Source organism: Streptomyces sp. YIM 130001 (assembly GCF_003574445.1).
Taxonomy (GTDB): Bacteria; Actinomycetota; Actinomycetes; order Streptomycetales; family Streptomycetaceae; genus Streptomyces.
Window position 1 is genome coordinate 224,097 of sequence record NZ_KZ984560.1, and the last position, 17,931, is coordinate 242,027.

The window sequence follows — 17,931 nt, forward strand, 5'->3', positions numbered from 1 at the left end:
CCCCCCCCCCCCCCCCCCCCCCCCCCCCCCCCGTCCCGGTCACCGGCCTCCTCCAGCACTGACCCCACCACCCGACCGGCCCGCAGGTAGCCTGCGGCCACTCGGCGAGACGGAGCGTCTTGTGTTGTTCGGGGTGGCGGGTTACTGTGGTCGGGTAGCGAGACGGTACGTCTCGTTGCGATCGGGGATCGATGCGGCACCGCGCCGCGCGGGCCCCGGAATCTGTCGTCCATCGAGGAGTCGCCACTTGTTCCACGCGCCAGTCACCGACGCGTCCACAGCCGCCGCGAACACCGCCGCCCCGACCTCGCAGGCAGCACTCTCGGACGTCACCAAGCGGTACGGCGAGCGCATCGTGCTCGAGCGGGTCTCGTTCACCGTCCGGCCCGGCGAGAAGGCCGGCGTCATCGGGGACAACGGCTCGGGCAAGTCGACGCTGCTGCGGCTGCTCGCAAGGCAGGAGGAGCCCGACAACGGCACCGTCACCGTCGTCGCCCCGGGCGGCACCGGACATCTCACCCAGACCCTCGGCCTGCCCGGCACCGCCACGGTCGGCGACGCCGTCGACCTCGTACTCGCACCGTTCCGCGGCCTCGAGCAGCGCATCCGTAGCGCCGAGGCGAACCTCGGGCACGCGGACGAGGCCGGCCTCGAGACCTATGCGCGACTCCTCGCGGAGTACGAGGCGCGCGGCGGCTGCGACGCCGACCGGCGGGTCGAGGTCGCCCTGCGCCGCCTCGGCGAACGGCACCCGCTCGACCGCGCCCGCACTCTCGGCACCCTCTCCGGAGGGCAGCTCTCCCGGCTCGCGCTCGCCGCGACCCTGGCGTCCGCACCGGAACTGCTGCTGCTCGACGAACCCACCAACGACCTCGACGACGAGGCGATCGACTGGCTGGAGGCCCGACTACGCGCACACCGCGGCACGTTGATCGCCGTCTCGCACGACCGCACCTTCCTCGACCGGGTCACCGGCACGGTCCTGGAGGTCGACCGGGACGCGCGTACGGTCCGCCGGTACGGCAACGGCTACGCGGGCTACCTGACCGCGAAGTCCGCCCAGCGGGCACGGCAGTTGCGGGAGCACGAGGAATGGCGGCTGGAGGTCGACCGGCAGCGCCGGCTCGCCGAGGCCAACGCCGGCCGGCTCGACGCGATCCCGCGCAAGGGCGAGCGGGGCGGGCGCGTTCCGGGCGCGCTCCCGTACGCACGGCGCGATGAGCAGGATCCGCAGCGCCCGCGAGGAACTGCGGCGACTCCTGGACCACCCGGCGCCGGAGCCTCCCGAGCAGCTGCGGTTCACCGGCCGGATCGCGCGGGCACCGGGTGGCGGGCGCACCGGCTCAGGGCCGGACGACAGCGGAACCGGGACCGCCCCGGCCGGAGTCCACCTCGACTCCGTGCGCGTGCCGGGCCGCCTGGCCGTGGACGGCCTGAGCCTGGAGCCGGGCGGCCGGCTACTGGTCACCGGGCCCAACGGCGCCGGCAAGTCGACGCTCCTGCAGGTCCTGGCCGGCGAGCTGACTCCGGCGACGGGCACCGTGCGCCGGCCGTCCAGGGCCGGATTCCTGCGGCAGAGCGCACCGCCCGTCACCGACGGCCGCACCGTGCTCGACGCGTACGCCCATGGGCTTCCGGGCCCGCCGGACGAGCACGCGGACGCGCTGCTCGCGCTCGGCCTGTTCCGTGCGGCGGATCTGCGTACCCGGGTGCGGGAGCTGTCCGTGGGGCAGCAGCGCCGGCTGGAACTGGCGCGCCTGGTCGGCGACCCCGTCGACCTGCTGCTCCTCGACGAGCCGACGAACCACGTGTCCCCCGCCCTGATGGAGGAGATCGAGGCGGCCCTCGCGGACTTCACCGGCACCCTGATCGTGGTCAGCCACGACCGCCGCATCCGCGCGGGCTTCTCGGGCGCCCGACTCGCCCTGGAACCCCAGCAGCACCACCCGCGGTGACACCGGCCCTGGCCCGTACCCCCGAAGAGTCCGGCACCGCCCAAAACCGGCCAACCGGCCAACCGGCCAAACCGGCCGCGCCCTGAATCCCCTGAAACGCCTACACCCCATGAACCCCTGACACCCCCGGGACCTCACGTCCCGAACGTCACCCCGGCCCCCTCGATGCTGACCTTGATCCCGTCCTTCTCCACCCGCACGTCCCGCAGCCGTACGTCGCCGCCGCCCGGCACCTCGGGAAGGCGGAAGCCGAGGGAGAGCTGACTGGCCAGACGGGGCCGGGTCAGTTCGGACAGGCCCTCGAGCAGCGCCGGGTCGAAGCCGAGCCGCTTGAGGAGCTGGGGGTGGTCCAGGGCCACATCGATCAGGTTGACCTTCATCAGCGAACGCACGAACTCCGGCGAACCGGTCAGCTCGGCCATCTTCCGCTCACTGCGCAGCGCCGTACGGACGGCGGAATCGGGCACTCCGAGCCGCGAGACGATTTCCGGGATCGCGAACAGCGCCTTGGCCTTGTCCGTCCGCTCCCGGATGTCGCGCACCGACTTCCGGCTCAGGTGCAGACCCTCGTTCTTGCCCGTGCCCGGCCGGTACGTGGCGAGATCGCCGATGTCCAGGCGCATACCGCCGATGCTGGTGGAGATGCCACGGTCACCGCTGCGCCGGATCCGCGCGTCGGCCGCGACCTTCAGGTCGTGCCCCGCCACCGGCAGCGTGCCGCGCGCGACCACCCGGTCACCGCCGTGGCCGGTGAACGTCACCTGGGAGGCGCCCAGTTCGCGGTTCAGGTCCTCGAAGGAGAGCAGCACCTCGCCGTCCATCGTGTCGATGTCGGCCCCCTTGAACGAGGTCACGCCGCCCCGCAGCGTCACATCGTGGGCCACCGCCGTGACCTGGGCGAGCGAAACACGGTCGGCGGCGACGTCCGGCACGGTGACGCGGACCCGGTCGAGCTTGTCGTCGAAGGCCTGGGTCAGGAAGGGGAACCCCTCGATCTCCACCTCGGGCGCCGCGCTCAGCTTCATCGAGTCCTTGAGCTTGTCGGCCGCCTCGTGCTCCGCGTAGAGCAGCGCCCAGCGGTCGCCGAGGCCGAGGAACGCGGTGAGCACCACGAGCGCCACCACCGCCTTGGCCGCGAGCGGCAGCCCGGCGAACCGGTTGCGGCGGCGGCTGCCGCGCCGGTGATTGGGCGGCTGCCAGGGCTGTTCCTCGTCCGGCTCCTCCTCGTAGAGGAACTCGTCGAGCGGATTTCCGGCCAGGTCGGCCAGCTCGTCGTACGGGTTCCCGTGGGGCGGAGTGTCCGATTCCTGCAGGTGGGCGGGGTGTTGAGTGGGTATGCGGTGGGGGGTGGTTCGCATCGGCACATCGGAACACGCGTACGACCCCCTCCCGCAACTCCTTTCGTCAACTGCGAGTAAAAAATACTCACTTCACCTTCACGAACGGAGCCGTTGACGGGGCCTTTCTTCACCCGGATGTCACCCGCCCGACCGGTCTGGACCACCATCCCGAGCTGCACAAGCACCCCCGGAGACGCGCGAACCCGGCACCCCCGCGGGGTACCGGGTTCGCAGCCGCACACCACACAAGTGAACTCGCTCACTCCGGGCAGCCGTTGACTGCACCGCCCGTCGTCCGGTCACTCGCCGGCGAAGGACCGTCCCAGCCACTGTGACCGCTCAGTCGACGACCGTGATCCGGTCCGCCTTCGGCGGGTCGAGCGGCTTGTCGGCGGACGAGTTCGCCGTCAGGTAGTCGTTCAGAGCCTTCAGGTCATCGGCGCCGACCAGCGGGTTCGCCCCCTCACCGAGCGCCGCGAAGCCGTCGCCGCCACCGGCCAGGAACGAGTTCATCGCGACCCGATAGGTCTTGGCCGGGTCGATCGCCTCGTCGTTCAACAGAATCGAGTCAGCCACCACCCGGTCCGCGCCCGACTTCGTCATGTCGAGGGTGTACGTCAGACCGTCCGACGGCTGAAGGATCTTCGGCGACGCCTCGTTCGGCCCGCTGACCTGCTGCTGCAACGCCGTGACCAGCTGCTCGCCGGTCAGGTCGACCAGATTGACGGTGTTGCTGAACGGCTGCACGGTGAAGCCCTCGCCGTACGTCACCACCCCGTCGCCCTCACTGCCGCTCGCCTTGTGCACCAGGTCGGCACGGATACCGCCCGGGTTCATCAGGGCCAGATCGGACTCCTCGTCGAGCGACTTGGCATGCTCGAGCTGCGCGTCCGCGATCAGGTCACCGAGCGGCGACTCCGGAGAGGTCGAACCGCGCCCCGGGATGTCACCCGAGATATGGCCCACGGCCTGATTCGCGATCGGGGCCGCCAGCTTGTTCCAGCGCTCGATCAGCGCGGTGATGTCGGGCGCCTTGTCCTGCTCCCGGCTGACCACGTGGTTCGCGGACTTCACACTCGTCCGCACGATGTCCTTGGTCTTGCGGTCGTACGTCAGCGTGGTGTCGGTGTAGAGCTTGCCGAACGACGAGGCCGAGGTGACCGTACGCGGCTTGCCCGCCGGATCCGGCACCGTGCACGCGTACGCCTGGTGGGTGTGACCGGTGACCAGTGCGTCGACCTTCGGCGTGATGCCCTTGGCGATATCGGTGATCGGCCCCGAGATGCCGTCGCCGGGGCCGTTGCTGTCGCAGTCGTAGTTGTACGACTCGGAGGCCGGCTCACCACCCTCGTGGATCAGCGCGACGATCGACTTGACGCCCTTGCGGTCCAGCTCCTTGGCGTACTTGTCCACGGTCTCGATCTCGTCGTGGAACTTCAGCCCCTTGACGCCCTCCGCGGACACGATGTCCGGGGTGCCCTCGAGCGTGACGCCGATGAAGCCGATCTTGACGCCCTTGTGCTTCCACACCGTGTACGGCTTGAGGATCGGCTTGTCCGTCTTCTCGTCCGTCACATTCGCGGCGAGGTACGGGAAGTCGGCGCCCTCGAACTCCTTGCCCTCCTCGGCGCAGCCGTCCTCGGGGTGGCAGCCGCCCTTCTGCATACGCTCCAGCTCGGCACGGCCCTCGTCGAACTCGTGGTTGCCGACGCCGGTGACGTCGAGGTCGAGCTTGTTCAGCGCCTCGATCGTCGGCTCGTCGTGGAAGAGGCCGGAGAGCAGCGGCGACGCACCGATCATGTCCCCTGCCGCGGCGGTCACGCTGTACTTCTCGCCCTTGCGGGCCGACCGCAGCGAGGACGCGAGGTACTCGGCGCCGCCCGCGTCGACCTGCGTCGTGGTGCCGTCCGGGTGCTCCTCCGTGACCTGGCCGGAGGATCCGGCGGGCGGCTCGAGGTTCCCGTGCAGATCGTTGAACGACAGCAACTGCACGTCGACGGTGCGCCCGTGACCGTGCCCGTGGCGCTCCGCACTGTCGGCTCCCGCCGGCACGGCTGCCGTCATGACCCCGGTAGCCGCGGCGAGCGCCGCGACGCCTGCGATCAACCGACGCCCGGCCGGACGCCGTTGTGGTCTCGCTGACATCAGTTCCCCTCTTCCCGTTCCCCCGCCGACGGCGGCATGTCGGGCGGCAGCCTATGGTCAACGCGCGTAGCACAACAGGGCCTTGCGGGTTAAGAACGGATGTCCCGCGCCCACCGAGGCGGCCGGATCAAGCCCGCCCGGCGCTCGAGGGCAGGCCCGACAGGGCGAGAAGGAGCCGGTCCCGGGGTCCACTGGGCGACGTCTGCGGGGATTGCGTACAGCCCCACCCGGCACCGTGGTGCCGAGAACCATCCACCCCGACCGGCCCGAGGTCCCCGTACGCTCGGAAGCATGACCGCACCTTCCACACCTCCCCAGGGAACCCGCGAGATCCGGACCCTCACCTCCGTCTCCGCGGAAGAGGCCACCGCCGTCCTCGGCCTGCTCGACGAGGCCGCCCGCACGGACGGCCAGCAGGCCGTGTCCGAACAGGGCAGGCTCCAACTCCGCGGCGGCCCCCGCGAGGGCGTACGGCATCTGCTGCTCACCGTCGGGGACGAGGACGGTTCCGAACTGGTCGGATACGCCCAGCTCGAGGACACCGACCCGATCGAGGCCCCCGCGAGCGAACTGGTCGTACGCCCCGGCCACCGCGGCGCCGGCCACGGCCGCGCCCTCGGCAACGCGCTGCTCGCCGCCTCCGGCAAGCGACTGCGGATCTGGGCGCACGGCGGGCATGCCGCGGCGCGGCATCTGGCGCAGGTGCTCGGGCTCACCTTGTTCCGCGAACTGCGGCAGATGCGGCGGCCGTTGAGCCCCGACGCCGCGGACCTGGCCGCGGAGCCGGCGCTGCCGGAAGGCGTCACGATCCGCCCCTTCGTGCCGGGGCAGGACGACGCGGCCTGGCTCGCGGTGAACGCGGCGGCGTTCGCCCACCACCCCGAGCAGGGCTCGCTCACCCAGCGGGACCTCGACGACCGGATGGCGGAGCCCTGGTTCGACCCGGCCGGCTTCTTCCTCGCCGAGCGCGACGGCGAACTCCTCGGCTTCCACTGGACGAAGGTCCACGAGGGCCCCGAGCAGGAGCCGGAGCGCCGGCTCGGTGAGGTCTACGTCGTCGGCGTACGGCCCGGGGCGCAGGGCGGCGGCCTGGGCAAGGCCCTGACGTCCGTGGGCCTGCGGCACCTCGCGGGCCTCGGGATCCCGACGGCGATGCTGTACGTCGACGCGGACAACAAGGCGGCTGTCGCGGTGTACGAGCGGCTGGGGTTCCGTACGCACGAGACGGACCTCATGTACCGCACGGAGTCCTAGGGCCGGACGGGGTTTTCGGGGTTTCTCCGGCCCCGGCGTCCCCTGCTGTCCTCGAGGGGCCGGCGTCTGGACCCGCGCGGTGTCCTTCTCCGACCCTGGCCCGGCTTCTGGAACCGGCGCTGGGCGCCTTGTCCGCAATCACCGGACGGGCTTCTGTTCGCCCTCGGGGCAGGCTCGGTGTGTTGGGCACGCTCGATGGAGCCCGGCACACGGGCCGCCCCGTACACGGACCGCGCCGACAGGCCCCTGCAACAGTGCAGAGTCCGGAGCCGACGGAACGGGCGGGCCCGCCCCACCCCGTTCGAGGACAAACCCCCCACCGCCCACCCACAGGACATGTCCTCGTAACCATCGATTCAGATCCCCTTGCCACCCTCGGCGCATGCACCCGACCGCGTCCGGCCCCCACACCGGCGGCGAGCCGCAGACGCCTCTGCGGCTGCTCGCCGCGCCACCGCAGGGACAAGCGCGGAACAATGGGGCCATGCAGCGCTCCTCAGGTGGTCACGCGAATCCCACGGCCCCGGACGCAGCCCCCGCACAGGGCCGCGCCCAGGACGCCTCCGCCCAGGCCGACCGCCCGCCCGCCCAGGCAACGGGAACCCCGGCCCACAGCACCGGCACCGCAACCCCTCAGCCCTCCGTAGGCTCCATCGCCGCCCACCGGCCCCACACCGTCGCGGCGGCCACCAGGTCCGATCTGGACCCGGATCTGGACGCCGACCCCGACAGCTACGAGGAGAGCGCCGAGTACGCCGACGCCAACCGCGAACTCCCCCAGGGCCGCTTCCTGGACCGCGAGCGCAGCTGGCTGGCGTTCAACGAGCGCGTCCTCGAGCTGGCCGAGGACCCCGACACCCCGCTCCTGGAGCGCGCCAACTTCCTGGCGATCTTCGCGAGCAATCTGGACGAGTTCTTCATGGTCCGGGTCGCCGGCCTCAAGCGCCGCATCGCGACCGGAGTCGCCACCCGCTCGGCCTCCGGCCTGCAGCCCCGCGAGGTCCTCGACCTGATCTGGACCCGCACCCGCGAGCTCATGGCCCGGCATGCCGCCTGCTTCCAGGAGGACGTGGCCCCCGCGCTCGCCGACGAGGGCGTCCACGTGGTCCGCTGGCACGACCTGAGCGAGAAGGAACAGGCGCGCCTGTTCACCCTGTTCCGGCAGCGCATCTTCCCGGTACTGACCCCGCTGGCCGTCGACCCGGCTCACCCGTTCCCGTACATCTCGGGCCTTTCCCTGAACCTGGCCGTGGTCGTACGCAATCCGGTCAGCGGCCACCAGCACTTCGCCCGGGTCAAGGTCCCGCCGCTCCTGAACCGCTTCCTGGAGGCCTCGCCCGGCCGCTACGTCCCCATCGAGGACGTCATCGCGGCGCCGGCGCACCTGGAGGAGCTGTTCCCCGGCATGGAGGTGCTCGCGCACCACATGTTCCGGGTGACGCGGAACGAGGACCTGGAGGTCGAGGAGGACGACGCCGAGAACCTCCTGCAGGCCCTGGAGAAGGAGCTGATGCGGCGCCGCTTCGGACCGCCGGTGCGCCTCGAGGTCGAGGAGTCCATCGACCAGTACGTCCTCGACCTGCTGATCCGTGAGCTGAAGATCTCCGAGGCCGAGGTGTACCCGCTGCCGGGCCCGCTCGACCTGACCGGCCTCTTCGGCATCGGCGGCCTGGACCGGCCCGAGCTGAAGTACCCGAAGTTCATCGCCGGCACCCACCGCGACCTCGCCGAGGTGGAGTCCGCGTCCGCGCCCGACATCTTCGCCGCGCTGCGTGAGCGGGACGTCCTGCTCCACCACCCGTACGACAGCTTCTCCACCTCCGTACAGGCGTTCCTGGAGCAGGCCGCCGCCGACCCGGACGTGCTGGCCATCAAGCAGACGCTGTACCGGACTTCGGGCGACTCACCGATCGTGGACGCGCTGATAGACGCCGCCGAGTCGGGCAAGCAGGTCCTCGTCCTGGTCGAGCTGAAAGCGCGCTTCGACGAGCAGGCGAACATCAAGTGGGCCCGCAAGCTGGAAGAGTCCGGCTGCCACGTCGTCTACGGACTCGTCGGCCTCAAGACCCACTGCAAGCTGTCCCTGGTGGTCCGCCAGGAGGGCGACACCCTGCGCCGCTACTCGCACGTCGGCACCGGCAACTACCACCCGAAAACGGCCCGTCTGTACGAGGACCTCGGCCTGCTGACCACCGACCCGCAGGTCGGCGCGGACCTCTCGGACCTGTTCAACCGGCTCTCCGGCTACTCGCGCCGGGAGAACTACCGCCGGCTCCTGGTCGCCCCCAAGTCCCTGCGCGACGGCCTGATCACGAGGATCGACAAAGAGGTCCAGCACCACCGCGCCGGCCGCCCCGCCCACGTACGCATCAAGGTCAACTCGATGGTGGACGAGGCGATCATCGACGCCCTGTACCGCGCGTCGATGGCGGGCGTGCCCGTCGACATCTGGGTGCGCGGGATCTGTGCCGTACGGCCCGGAGTCGCGGGACTCTCGGAGAACATCCGGGTCAGGTCGGTGCTCGGCCGGTTCCTCGAGCACTCCCGGGTGTTCACCTTCGGCAACGGCGGCGAGTCCGAGGTGTGGATCGGCAGCGCCGACATGATGCACCGCAACCTCGACCGGCGCATCGAAGCGCTGGCCCGCGTCACCGACCCCGCGCACCGCGCCGCCCTCAACAGGCTTCTGGAGACGGGCATGTCGGACACCACGGCGTCCTGGCACCTCGGTCCCGACGGCGACTGGACCCGGCACGCCATCGACGCGGACGGCCGGCCGCTGCGCAACGTACAGGAGATGCTCATAGACGCCCGGAGGCGCCGGCGTGGCTCAGCGACACCCTGACCGCACAGACCCGACCGCGGACGACGTACTCGCCCGCTACCTGCGGGAACAGGCCACGGAATTCCTCCGCGCACTGCGCCAGCACCGCGAACGCGGCGCCGAGGACACCGCGGCACCGGCGCTCGCCCTGCGCCGCGCGGCCCGCCGGATCAGCGGCACACTGCACACGTTCCGGCCGCTGCTCGACGCGGGCTGGTCGGACGGGCTACGGACCGAACTGGCGTGGCTCTCGGGCACGTTGGCCCGCGAACACGGCTACGCGGCCCGCCAGGAGCGGCTGCTGACCGCCCTGCACCGCCTGTCCGGCGCCTCGGCGTTCCCGGACGGCCCGCGCGTCCACGGCGGCAGTACGGCCAACGGCGCCACGGCCAACGGCAGTACGGGCAGCGGCAGCACGGGCAGCGGCGGTACGGAAGCCGGCACCACGGATGGCGCCCTCGCGGGAAGCACCGGCACGGACAGCGCCGGCGCACCCGCCAAACCCGCCGGACGGGCCCCCGCGCAGACCCGCTCCACACTCACCGTCGGCGCGGCGAAGGCCGGCGCGCTCCTCGAGCGCCAGCTGACCCTCTCCCGGACCCGCGCCCATTCGACCGCGCTCTCCGCCCTCGGCTCGTCCCGCTTCCACGGCGTCGCCGACTCGGTGGCCGTACTCGCCAGCGAGGTGCCGCTGCGCAAGGAGGCCGCGGCGCACCGGCTCGAACCCTTCGCCGCGGACCTCGCGGCCCGGCTCGACGAGGCGGTCGCCGCCCTTCCGCTGGTACGCGCCGGCCACCCGTACAACGCGGAGGCCCTGATGCACGGCCTGGCCGCGGACACCGCACCGGACAGCCAGGACGCCCCCTGGCACCAGGTACGCCTCCTGCTGCGGCTGCACCGCTACGCGGCCGAGGTCACCGCCGGCAACCCGGCACACCTGCTCGACGCCGCCGAGGCCCTCGACCGCCACCGCGACGCGGCCCAGGCCGCCGGCGCCGCCGCCGCGGCAGCCCGCACCCCCCGCATCTCACCGGCCACGGCCTACGCCCTCGGCGTCCTCCACGCCGACCAACGCCACGAGGTGGAAGCCTCCCGCTTCACCTTCCACCGCACCTGGCACCCCGCTCTCCCCCTCCCCCACGAGGTCCCCAGCCCCTGACACCGCCACCCTGGCGACACGCCCCAGCCATCGCGTCCGGCGGCCAACACACCGACGGGCCCGCACCTCGAGCCCGCCCGGCGGTCGACGACGAGCCGGCCGGCGGCCAGGGCGAAAAGAGCGCCCGTCCGGCGCTCGAGGACAAGGCCCGCCAGGGCCGGGCCTGGAAACCCCACCCCCCTCCGGCCAGGAGAACCGCCCCGACCACGCAGGTTCACCCCCCGTTCACCCTCGCCCTGGGGCCTTGTCACCTGTCCTGCCTAATTTCGGACTCACAAGGTGCGTGGCGCAGCCGAAAGGCCCCGTCGGGCACCGACACATGAACTTCGCCCCCGCGGCCGACGCCGCGAACAGGTGGCTCCTGGAAGGAACTCCCGAAGTGAAGCTTCAGCGCAAGAACCGGCGGGCCCTCACCCTCGGCGCTCTCGCGGTCTCCGGCGCCCTGGCCCTCACGGCGTGCGGGTCGGACGACACCAGCGGAAGCGGCGAGGGCGGCGGCAAGGAAACCGCGGCCAACGCCAACATCAAGTGCGACGACGCCAAGGGCCAGCTCCTGGCGAACGGCTCGTCCGCCCAGGCCAACGCGATCCAGACCTGGGTCAAGGCGTACTCGACGGCCTGCAAGGACGTGCAGATCAACTACAAGCCGGAGGGTTCCGGCGCCGGCGTCACCGCCTTCCTGCAGGGCCAGACCGCGTTCGCCGGTTCCGACTCGGCGCTCAAGCCCGAGGAGATCGCCGAGTCGAAGAAGGTCTGCAAGGACAGCCAGGCGATCGACCTGCCCATGGTCGGCGGCCCGATCGCGGTCGGCTACAACGTCCCCGGCGTGGACGACCTCGTCCTGGACGCCAAGACCCTCGCCGAGATCTTCGACAACAAGATCCAGAAGTGGAACGACCCGGCGGTCAAGAAGCTCAACCCCGACGCCAAGCTCCCGGACACCAAGATCCAGGCGTTCCACCGCTCCGACGAGTCGGGCACCACGGACAACCTCACCAAGTACCTGCAGGCCGCGGCCCCCGACTCCTGGCCGCACGAGCCGGACAAGGCGTGGGCGGCCAAGGGCGGCCAGTCCGCGCAGGGCTCCTCCGGTGTCGCCCAGCAGGTCAAGCAGACCGCCGGCGCGATCTCGTACATGGAGCTCTCGTACGCCAAGGACGGCATCAACACCGTCGCCCTGGACACCGGCGCCGGTGAGCCGGTCGACGCCTCCGTCGACAACGCCACCAAGGCGATCGCCGACGCGAAGGTCGTCGGCAAGGGCAAGGACCTCGCGCTCGAGCTGAACTACTCGACCAAGGCCGAGGGCGCGTACCCGATCACCCTCGTCACGTACGAGATCCTCTGCGAGAAGGGCAACAAGGCGGAGACCCTGCCCGCCACCAAGTCCTTCCTCACCTACATCGCGAGCCAGGACGGCCAGGACACCCTGAAGGACCAGGGCTACGCCCCGATCCCGGCCGAGATCAACACCAAGGTCCGCGAGACGATCGCGAGCCTCGGCTGACCCAGGAGTGCGGCCTGTCCCGGGTCACTCCGGGGCGGGCCGCACCATCCGGTGCACCGCCGCCAGGAGCCGCGCCACCTGTCATCCCGTGACCGCAGCGCGAGCAAGCTCCGCAGACCGGAGAACCCCATGAATTCAGAGATAGACACCGCCCCACCCCCACCGCCTGTCCAGGACACCCCGCCGCCCACCTCACTGCAGGCCCGCGGCGCGACCCGCCCCGGAGACCGGATCTTCCTCGGCCTCTCCCGCGGCTCCGGCGTTCTGCTGCTGCTGATCATGGCGGCCATCGCGGCGTTCCTGACGTACCGCGCCTCGCTCGTCCTCACCGAGAACAAGGGCAACTTCCTCACCACCTTCGAGTGGGACGCCAACGCCATCCCGCCGGACTTCGGGATCGCCGTCCTCGCCTTCGGCACCGTCGTCTCGTCGGTCATCGCCATGGTGCTCGCGGTCCCGATCGCCGTCGGCATCGCGCTGTTCCTCACGCACTACGCGCCGCGCAGGCTCTCCGGCCCCATCGGGTACGTGATCGACCTGCTCGCCGCGGTCCCCTCGATCGTCTACGGCCTGTGGGGCGTGCTCTTCCTCGTACCGCACCTCAACGGCCTGTTCAGCTGGCTCGACGAGTACCTCGGCTGGACCGGGATCTTCGAGTGGCAGGGCGGCGCACCGCGCACCCTGCTCACCGTCGGCATCCTGCTGGCCATCATGATCCTGCCGATCATCACCAACGTGACCCGCGAGGTCTTCCGGCAGGCCCCGCAGATGCACCAGGAGGCGGCGCTCGCGCTCGGCGCGACCCGCTGGGAGGTCATCCGCATGTCGGTGCTGCCGTTCGGGCGCTCCGGCATCATCTCCGCCTCGATGCTGGGCCTCGGCCGCGCGCTCGGCGAGACGATGGCCGTCGCCACGGTTCTCTCGCCCAGCTTCGCCATCAACGCCAGCCTGCTCGACCCGGGCGGCGGCACCTTCGCCCAGAACATCGCCAGCAAGTTCAGCGAGGCCTCCGTGCAGGGCCGTGACGCCCTGATCGCCTCCGGTCTCGTGCTGTTCGTCATCACCCTCCTGGTCAACGGCCTGGCCCGGGCGATCATCGAACGCCGCAAGGAATACTCGGGGGCCAACGCATGAGCCACGCAGTCACCACCCGGCCACTGAACTCCACGCGCCTGCCGCGCTGGTCGCCCTGGGCCGTGCTCGTCGGATCCGTCGCCGCGGCCTCGGGACTCGGCCTGGCGGCCGGCCTCGACAGCCGCATCCAGTGGGGTCTGATCGCCGCGGTCCTGTTCGTCGTCGCGACGTACTTCCTGTCCGCGGCCGTCGAGGGACGCCGCCGCGCCAAGGACCGCATCGCGACCAGCCTCGTCTGGGTCGCGCTCGCCGTCGCCGTGGTCCCGCTGGCCTCCCTGATCTACGAGACCGTCGCCCGCGGCGTGAAGGTCCTGGACGGCTACTTCCTCACCCACTCGATGGGCCTCATCGCGGACTCCGAGGAAGGCGGCGGCATCTACCACGCGCTCCTCGGCACCCTGCAGCAGGTCGGCCTCGCCACCCTGATCGCCGTGCCGATCGGCCTGCTCACCGCGGTCTACCTGGTCGAGTACGGGCGCGGGCGGCTCGCGAAGGCCGTGACGTTCTTCGTCGATGTCATGACGGGCATCCCGTCGATCGTGGCCGGTCTGTTCATCCTGAGCTTCTGGATCCTGATCCTCGGCTTCGGCCCGTCCGGCTTCGCCGGTGCGATGGCGCTCGCGATCCTGATGATGCCGGTCGTGGTCCGCTCCACCGAGGAGATGCTCAAGCTCGTACCGAACGAGCTGCGCGAGGCCTCCCTGGCCCTCGGCGTGCCGAAGTGGCGCACCATCCTCAAGGTCGTCCTGCCGACCTCGATCGGCGGCATCACCACCGGTGTGATGCTCGCGGTCGCCCGCATCGCCGGCGAGACGGCCCCCGTGCTGCTCCTGGTGTGGGGCAACCCGCTGATCAACACGAACCCGTTCGAGGGCGCCCAGGCCTCGCTGCCGCTGTACATCTACCAGCAGTGGGCGAACAGCGCCGGCAGCCCCGCGGCGTACGACCGCGCGTGGGCGGCCTCGCTCGTCCTGATCGCGTTCATCATGATCCTCAACCTGGCGGCCCGCGGCATCGCCCGCTGGAAGGCGCCACAGACGGGCCGCTGATGCGGCCATACAGCGACCCCTCCCGCATTCCCCGAAAGAAGCAGTGATCCCCATGGCCAAGCGAATCGACGTATCCGGCCTCACCGCCTACTACAGCGCGCACAAGGCGATCGAGGACATCTCGATGACCGTGGAGCCCCGCTCCGTGACGGCCTTCATCGGCCCGTCCGGCTGCGGCAAGTCCACCTTCCTGCGCACCCTCAACCGCATGCACGAGGTCACCCCCGGCGGCCGCGTCGAGGGCAAGGTCCTCCTGGACGGCGACGACCTGTACGGCGCGGCCGTGGACCCGGTGAACGTCCGATCCACCATCGGCATGGTCTTCCAGCGCCCCAACCCGTTCCCGACCATGTCGATCTTCGACAACGTCGCGGCCGGCCTCCGCCTCAACGGCAAGTACGGCAAGTCCGAGCTGAACGACGTCGTCGAGCGCTCCCTGAAGGGCGCGAACCTGTGGAACGAGGTCAAGGACCGTCTCAACAAGCCCGGTTCCGGCCTCTCCGGCGGTCAGCAGCAGCGGCTGTGCATCGCCCGCGCGATCGCGGTGGAGCCGCAGGTGCTGCTGATGGACGAACCCTGCTCGGCGCTCGACCCGATCTCGACGCTGGCGATCGAGGACCTCATAGGGGACCTCAAGGAGCGTTTCACCATCGTCATCGTGACGCACAACATGCAGCAGGCGGCGCGCGTCTCCGACCGCACCGCGTTCTTCAACCTGTCCTCGGTCGGCCAGCCCGGACGCCTCATCGAGCTGGACGACACGGAGCGCATCTTCTCCAACCCGTCCGTGCAGGCGACGGAGGACTACATCTCGGGCCGCTTCGGCTGATCCGGCCCCACAAACTGCTGCGCGGTGCTGCATGGCGGTGCCACCGCACAGCACGAGCCCGCCTCCTCCTCTCCCGGGGATGAGGCGGGCTCTCTCCTTCGTTCATGCCGTGAAGCCCCTCCGGCGGGGCGAGGCCGCCAGGCCGATGCCTGGAGAGGCGACCCCCCACGGGCCGGTCAGAGGAACGCCAGATTCACAATCCAGAAACTCACCGCGGCCACCAACGCCGCGGCAGGCATCGTGATGAACCACCCGAGGATGATGTTCTTCGCGACCCCCCACCGGACCGCCCGCGTCCCCTTCGTCGCCCCGACACCCATGATCGCCGAGGTGATCACGTGCGTGGTCGAGATCGGCGCGTGGAAGATGAACGCGGTCGTGAACATGATCCCCGCCCCCGTGGTCTCGGCGGCGAATCCTTGCGGCGGATCCAGCTCGATGATCTTCCGCCCCAGCGTCCGCATGATCCGCCACCCACCGGCGTACGTACCGAGCGACAGCATGATCGCGCAGGACAGCTTGACCCAGACCGGAATCGGGTCGCCCGAGTCCTCCACATCGGCGATGACCAGCGCCATCACCACGATGCCCATCGTCTTCTGGGCGTCCTGCAGTCCGTGCCCGAGCGCCATACCCGCCGCCGAGACCGTCTGCGCGATACGGAAGCCGCGCTTGGCCTTGTGCGGGTTGGACCGCTTGAACATCCACATGATCGCGACCATCACCAGATAGCCGACGACCAGACCCACCACGGGCGACAGGAACATCGGGATGACGATCTTCTCGACGACCCCGCCCCACATGACCCCGATGCCGCCGGCGAGCGCCGCACCCACGAGCCCGCCGAACAACGCGTGCGAGGACGAGGACGGAAGCCCGAAGTACCAGGTGATCAGGTTCCAGACGATCGCGCCGACCAGACCGGCGAAGAGGATCCACATCCCCTTGTTGCCGTGCGGCGTCTCGATGATGCCTTCACTGACCGTCTTGGCGATGCCGCTGCCCAGGAAGGCGCCGGCGAGGTTCATCACCGCGGCCATCGCGAGCGCGGCGCGCGGCGTGAGGGCCCGGGTCGAGACCGAGGTGGCGATCGCGTTCGCGGAGTCGTGGAAACCGTTGGTGTACGTGAAGCCGAGCGCGACGCCGATGGTCACGACCAGTGCGAAGGTGTCCACGAGGTTCAGGACTCCTTGACCGCGATGGTCTCCACGGTGTTGGCGACGTGCTCGAACGCGTCGGCCGCCTCCTCGAGGACATCGACGATCTGTTTCAGCTTGAGCACCTCGATGGCGTCGTACTTACCGTTGAAGAGGTGGGCGAGCAGCTTGCGGTGGATCTGGTCGGCCTGGTTCTCGAGCCGGTTCACCTCGATCCAGTACTCCGTGAGGTTGTCCATCGTCCGCAGGTGCGGCATCGCCTCGGCGGTGAGCTCGGCGGCCCGGGAGAGGACCTCGATCTGCTGCTCGACGCCCTTGGGCAGTTCCTCGACGTTGTAGAGGACGACGAGGTCGACGGCCTCCTCCATGAAGTCCATGATGTCGTCGAGGCAGGACGCGAGGTTGTAGATGTCCTCGCGGTCGAACGGCGTGATGAACGAGGAGTTCAGCTGGTGGAAGATCGCATGCGTGGCGTCGTCTCCCGCGTGCTCCGCGGCCCGCATACGCTCTGCGATCTCGGCCCGGGCGGAGGGGTCAGCCCCGAGCAGTTCCATCAGGAGCTTGGAGCCCGTGACGATGTTGTCCGCGGAGGCGGCAAACATGTCGTAGAAGCTCGTCTCCCTGGGGGTCAGACGAAAGCGCACGTGGGGTCCTCGGGATGCTCTGGATTCGGTCAGGCTGATGCTAGGCGCATCATCCGGCCACGGCTAACCGGCCGTCCCCCAGTGTCGCCCATCCCACGGGCCGCTGGTCACGGGGCCCGCCACGCATCCGTTATATCCGGTACCATATACCCACCCGGGGTATCAAGGCCCTTGCGGCACAAGGCGTTCCCCGGGATACGCGAGACCTACCCCGACTCCAGGAGGACGCGATGACGACCACCGAGGCCGACGCCGTGGGTGGAGGCGCCACCTCCGTGCCGGAGTCCGGCACCCCGCACGATCACGCGGTGCACGGGTACCACAAGCAGAAGGCGGAGCACCTCAAGCGACTGCGCCGTATCGAGGGCCAGATCCGCGGCCTCCAGCGACTGGTCGAGGAGGACGTCTACTGCATCGACATACTCACGCAGGTCTCCGCGTCCACCAAGGCCCTGCAGTCGTTCGCCCTCCAGCTCCTCGAGGAGCACCTGCGGCACTGCGTCGCCGACGCGGCGGTCAAGGGCGGTGAGGAGATCGACATGAAGGTCGAGGAAGCGACGAAGGCGATCGCCAGGATGATGCGGACCTGACCCGGCCCCGGTGGTCCACCCGGACGCCGTCCGCAGGACTTCAGGGACGCGGCCGCCAGGCCGACGTCTGAACGGAACCGTCCCGCCCCGTCCGCGGTACGGCCCGCGGAGCGACCCGCAGCACTTCGTCGATCCGGTCGGCGCTCAGCCGCTCCCCCACCGCCGCCGACGCGGCGATGATCAGCTCGCCGCACAGTTCGATCTCGTCGAGGGCCACGTGGTCGTGAACCAAGGTCTTACTCGGCATAGGAGCCACGCGCATCACCTCTTCCGGAGCCGAACCGACGACTTCCTAGCGTAGGGAGCGACGCACACGCGGCGCATGGCACAGACGGGCTATTCTC

General features: G+C 70.4%; 13 protein-coding genes and 1 pseudogene. 9 read left to right on the top strand and 5 right to left on the bottom strand.

Going from position 1 to position 17,931, the window contains the following annotated elements; all coding sequences use genetic code 11:
* Positions 1 to 247 precede the first annotated feature (247 nt).
* Positions 248 to 1,955, top strand: a pseudogene (gene abc-f / locus DSC45_RS23520) (ribosomal protection-like ABC-F family protein).
* Positions 1,956 to 2,089: 134 nt separating this feature from the next.
* On the opposite strand, the gene DSC45_RS23525 reads toward abc-f, so the two are convergent.
* Together DSC45_RS23525 and DSC45_RS23530 are read right to left on the bottom strand one after the other, a co-directional pair.
* Positions 2,090 to 3,313, bottom strand: a complete 1,224-nt coding sequence (locus DSC45_RS23525; protein ID WP_119293958.1) for an LmeA family phospholipid-binding protein — start codon at positions 3,311 to 3,313, stop codon at positions 2,090 to 2,092.
* A 321-nt stretch (positions 3,314 to 3,634) separates the two neighbouring features.
* Positions 3,635 to 5,440, bottom strand: coding sequence for a bifunctional metallophosphatase/5'-nucleotidase (locus DSC45_RS23530; protein WP_119293903.1), 1,806 nt, complete (start codon positions 5,438 to 5,440; stop codon positions 3,635 to 3,637).
* A 291-nt stretch (positions 5,441 to 5,731) separates the two neighbouring features.
* Between DSC45_RS23530 and mshD the strand changes: the two genes are divergently transcribed.
* The 7 genes from mshD to pstB all read left to right on the top strand — a co-directional run bounded on the left by mshD (position 5,732) and on the right by pstB (position 15,196).
* Positions 5,732 to 6,694: a mycothiol synthase gene (mshD, locus tag DSC45_RS23535; protein ID WP_119293904.1), complete on the top strand. Its 963-nt coding sequence runs from the start codon at positions 5,732 to 5,734 to the stop codon at positions 6,692 to 6,694.
* Between the two features lie 484 nt (positions 6,695 to 7,178).
* Positions 7,179 to 9,539, top strand: a complete 2,361-nt coding sequence (locus tag DSC45_RS23540) for an RNA degradosome polyphosphate kinase (RefSeq protein ID WP_240434796.1) — start codon at positions 7,179 to 7,181, stop codon at positions 9,537 to 9,539.
* The gene (locus DSC45_RS23545) at positions 9,520 to 10,677 is read left to right on the top strand and encodes a CHAD domain-containing protein (protein WP_119293905.1); all 1,158 of its coding nucleotides are present in this window, start codon (positions 9,520 to 9,522) and stop codon (positions 10,675 to 10,677) included. The genes DSC45_RS23540 and DSC45_RS23545 overlap by 20 nt, the downstream gene beginning before the upstream one ends.
* Positions 10,678 to 11,056: 379 nt before the next feature.
* Positions 11,057 to 12,184 (top strand): phosphate ABC transporter substrate-binding protein PstS, encoded by a 1,128-nt coding sequence (pstS, locus tag DSC45_RS23550; RefSeq protein ID WP_119293959.1) that lies wholly within the window; start codon positions 11,057 to 11,059, stop codon positions 12,182 to 12,184.
* A 129-nt stretch (positions 12,185 to 12,313) separates the two neighbouring features.
* The gene (gene pstC / locus DSC45_RS23555) at positions 12,314 to 13,318 is read left to right on the top strand and encodes a phosphate ABC transporter permease subunit PstC (protein ID WP_119293906.1); all 1,005 of its coding nucleotides are present in this window, start codon (positions 12,314 to 12,316) and stop codon (positions 13,316 to 13,318) included.
* Complete coding sequence (pstA, locus tag DSC45_RS23560) at positions 13,315 to 14,367, top strand: phosphate ABC transporter permease PstA (RefSeq protein WP_119293907.1); 1,053 nt, start codon at positions 13,315 to 13,317, stop codon at positions 14,365 to 14,367. Before pstC ends, pstA begins: the two co-directional genes overlap by 4 nt.
* Positions 14,368 to 14,419: 52 nt before the next feature.
* Entirely contained in the window at positions 14,420 to 15,196 is a 777-nt protein-coding gene (gene pstB, locus DSC45_RS23565; protein WP_119293908.1) for a phosphate ABC transporter ATP-binding protein PstB, read from the top strand.
* Between the two features lie 176 nt (positions 15,197 to 15,372).
* On the opposite strand, the gene DSC45_RS23570 is transcribed toward pstB, so the two are convergent.
* Together DSC45_RS23570 and DSC45_RS23575 are read right to left on the bottom strand one after the other, a co-directional pair.
* The gene (locus DSC45_RS23570; RefSeq protein WP_119293909.1) at positions 15,373 to 16,371 is read right to left on the bottom strand and encodes an inorganic phosphate transporter; all 999 of its coding nucleotides are present in this window, start codon (positions 16,369 to 16,371) and stop codon (positions 15,373 to 15,375) included.
* 5 nt (positions 16,372 to 16,376) lie between these two features.
* Positions 16,377 to 16,997 carry a DUF47 domain-containing protein gene (locus tag DSC45_RS23575; protein ID WP_119293910.1) on the bottom strand — a complete coding sequence of 207 codons (621 nt, stop codon included), beginning with the start codon at positions 16,995 to 16,997 and terminating at the stop codon, positions 16,377 to 16,379.
* A gap of 230 nt (positions 16,998 to 17,227) precedes the next feature.
* Here DSC45_RS23575 and DSC45_RS23580 point away from each other — a divergent pair, with 230 nt between their 5' ends.
* Positions 17,228 to 17,587 carry a metal-sensitive transcriptional regulator gene (locus DSC45_RS23580; protein WP_119293911.1) on the top strand — a complete coding sequence of 120 codons (360 nt, stop codon included), beginning with the start codon at positions 17,228 to 17,230 and terminating at the stop codon, positions 17,585 to 17,587.
* A 40-nt stretch (positions 17,588 to 17,627) separates the two neighbouring features.
* On the opposite strand, the gene DSC45_RS23585 is transcribed toward DSC45_RS23580, so the two are convergent.
* The gene (locus DSC45_RS23585; protein ID WP_240434797.1) at positions 17,628 to 17,849 is read right to left on the bottom strand and encodes a hypothetical protein; all 222 of its coding nucleotides are present in this window, start codon (positions 17,847 to 17,849) and stop codon (positions 17,628 to 17,630) included.
* Positions 17,850 to 17,931 lie beyond the last annotated feature (82 nt).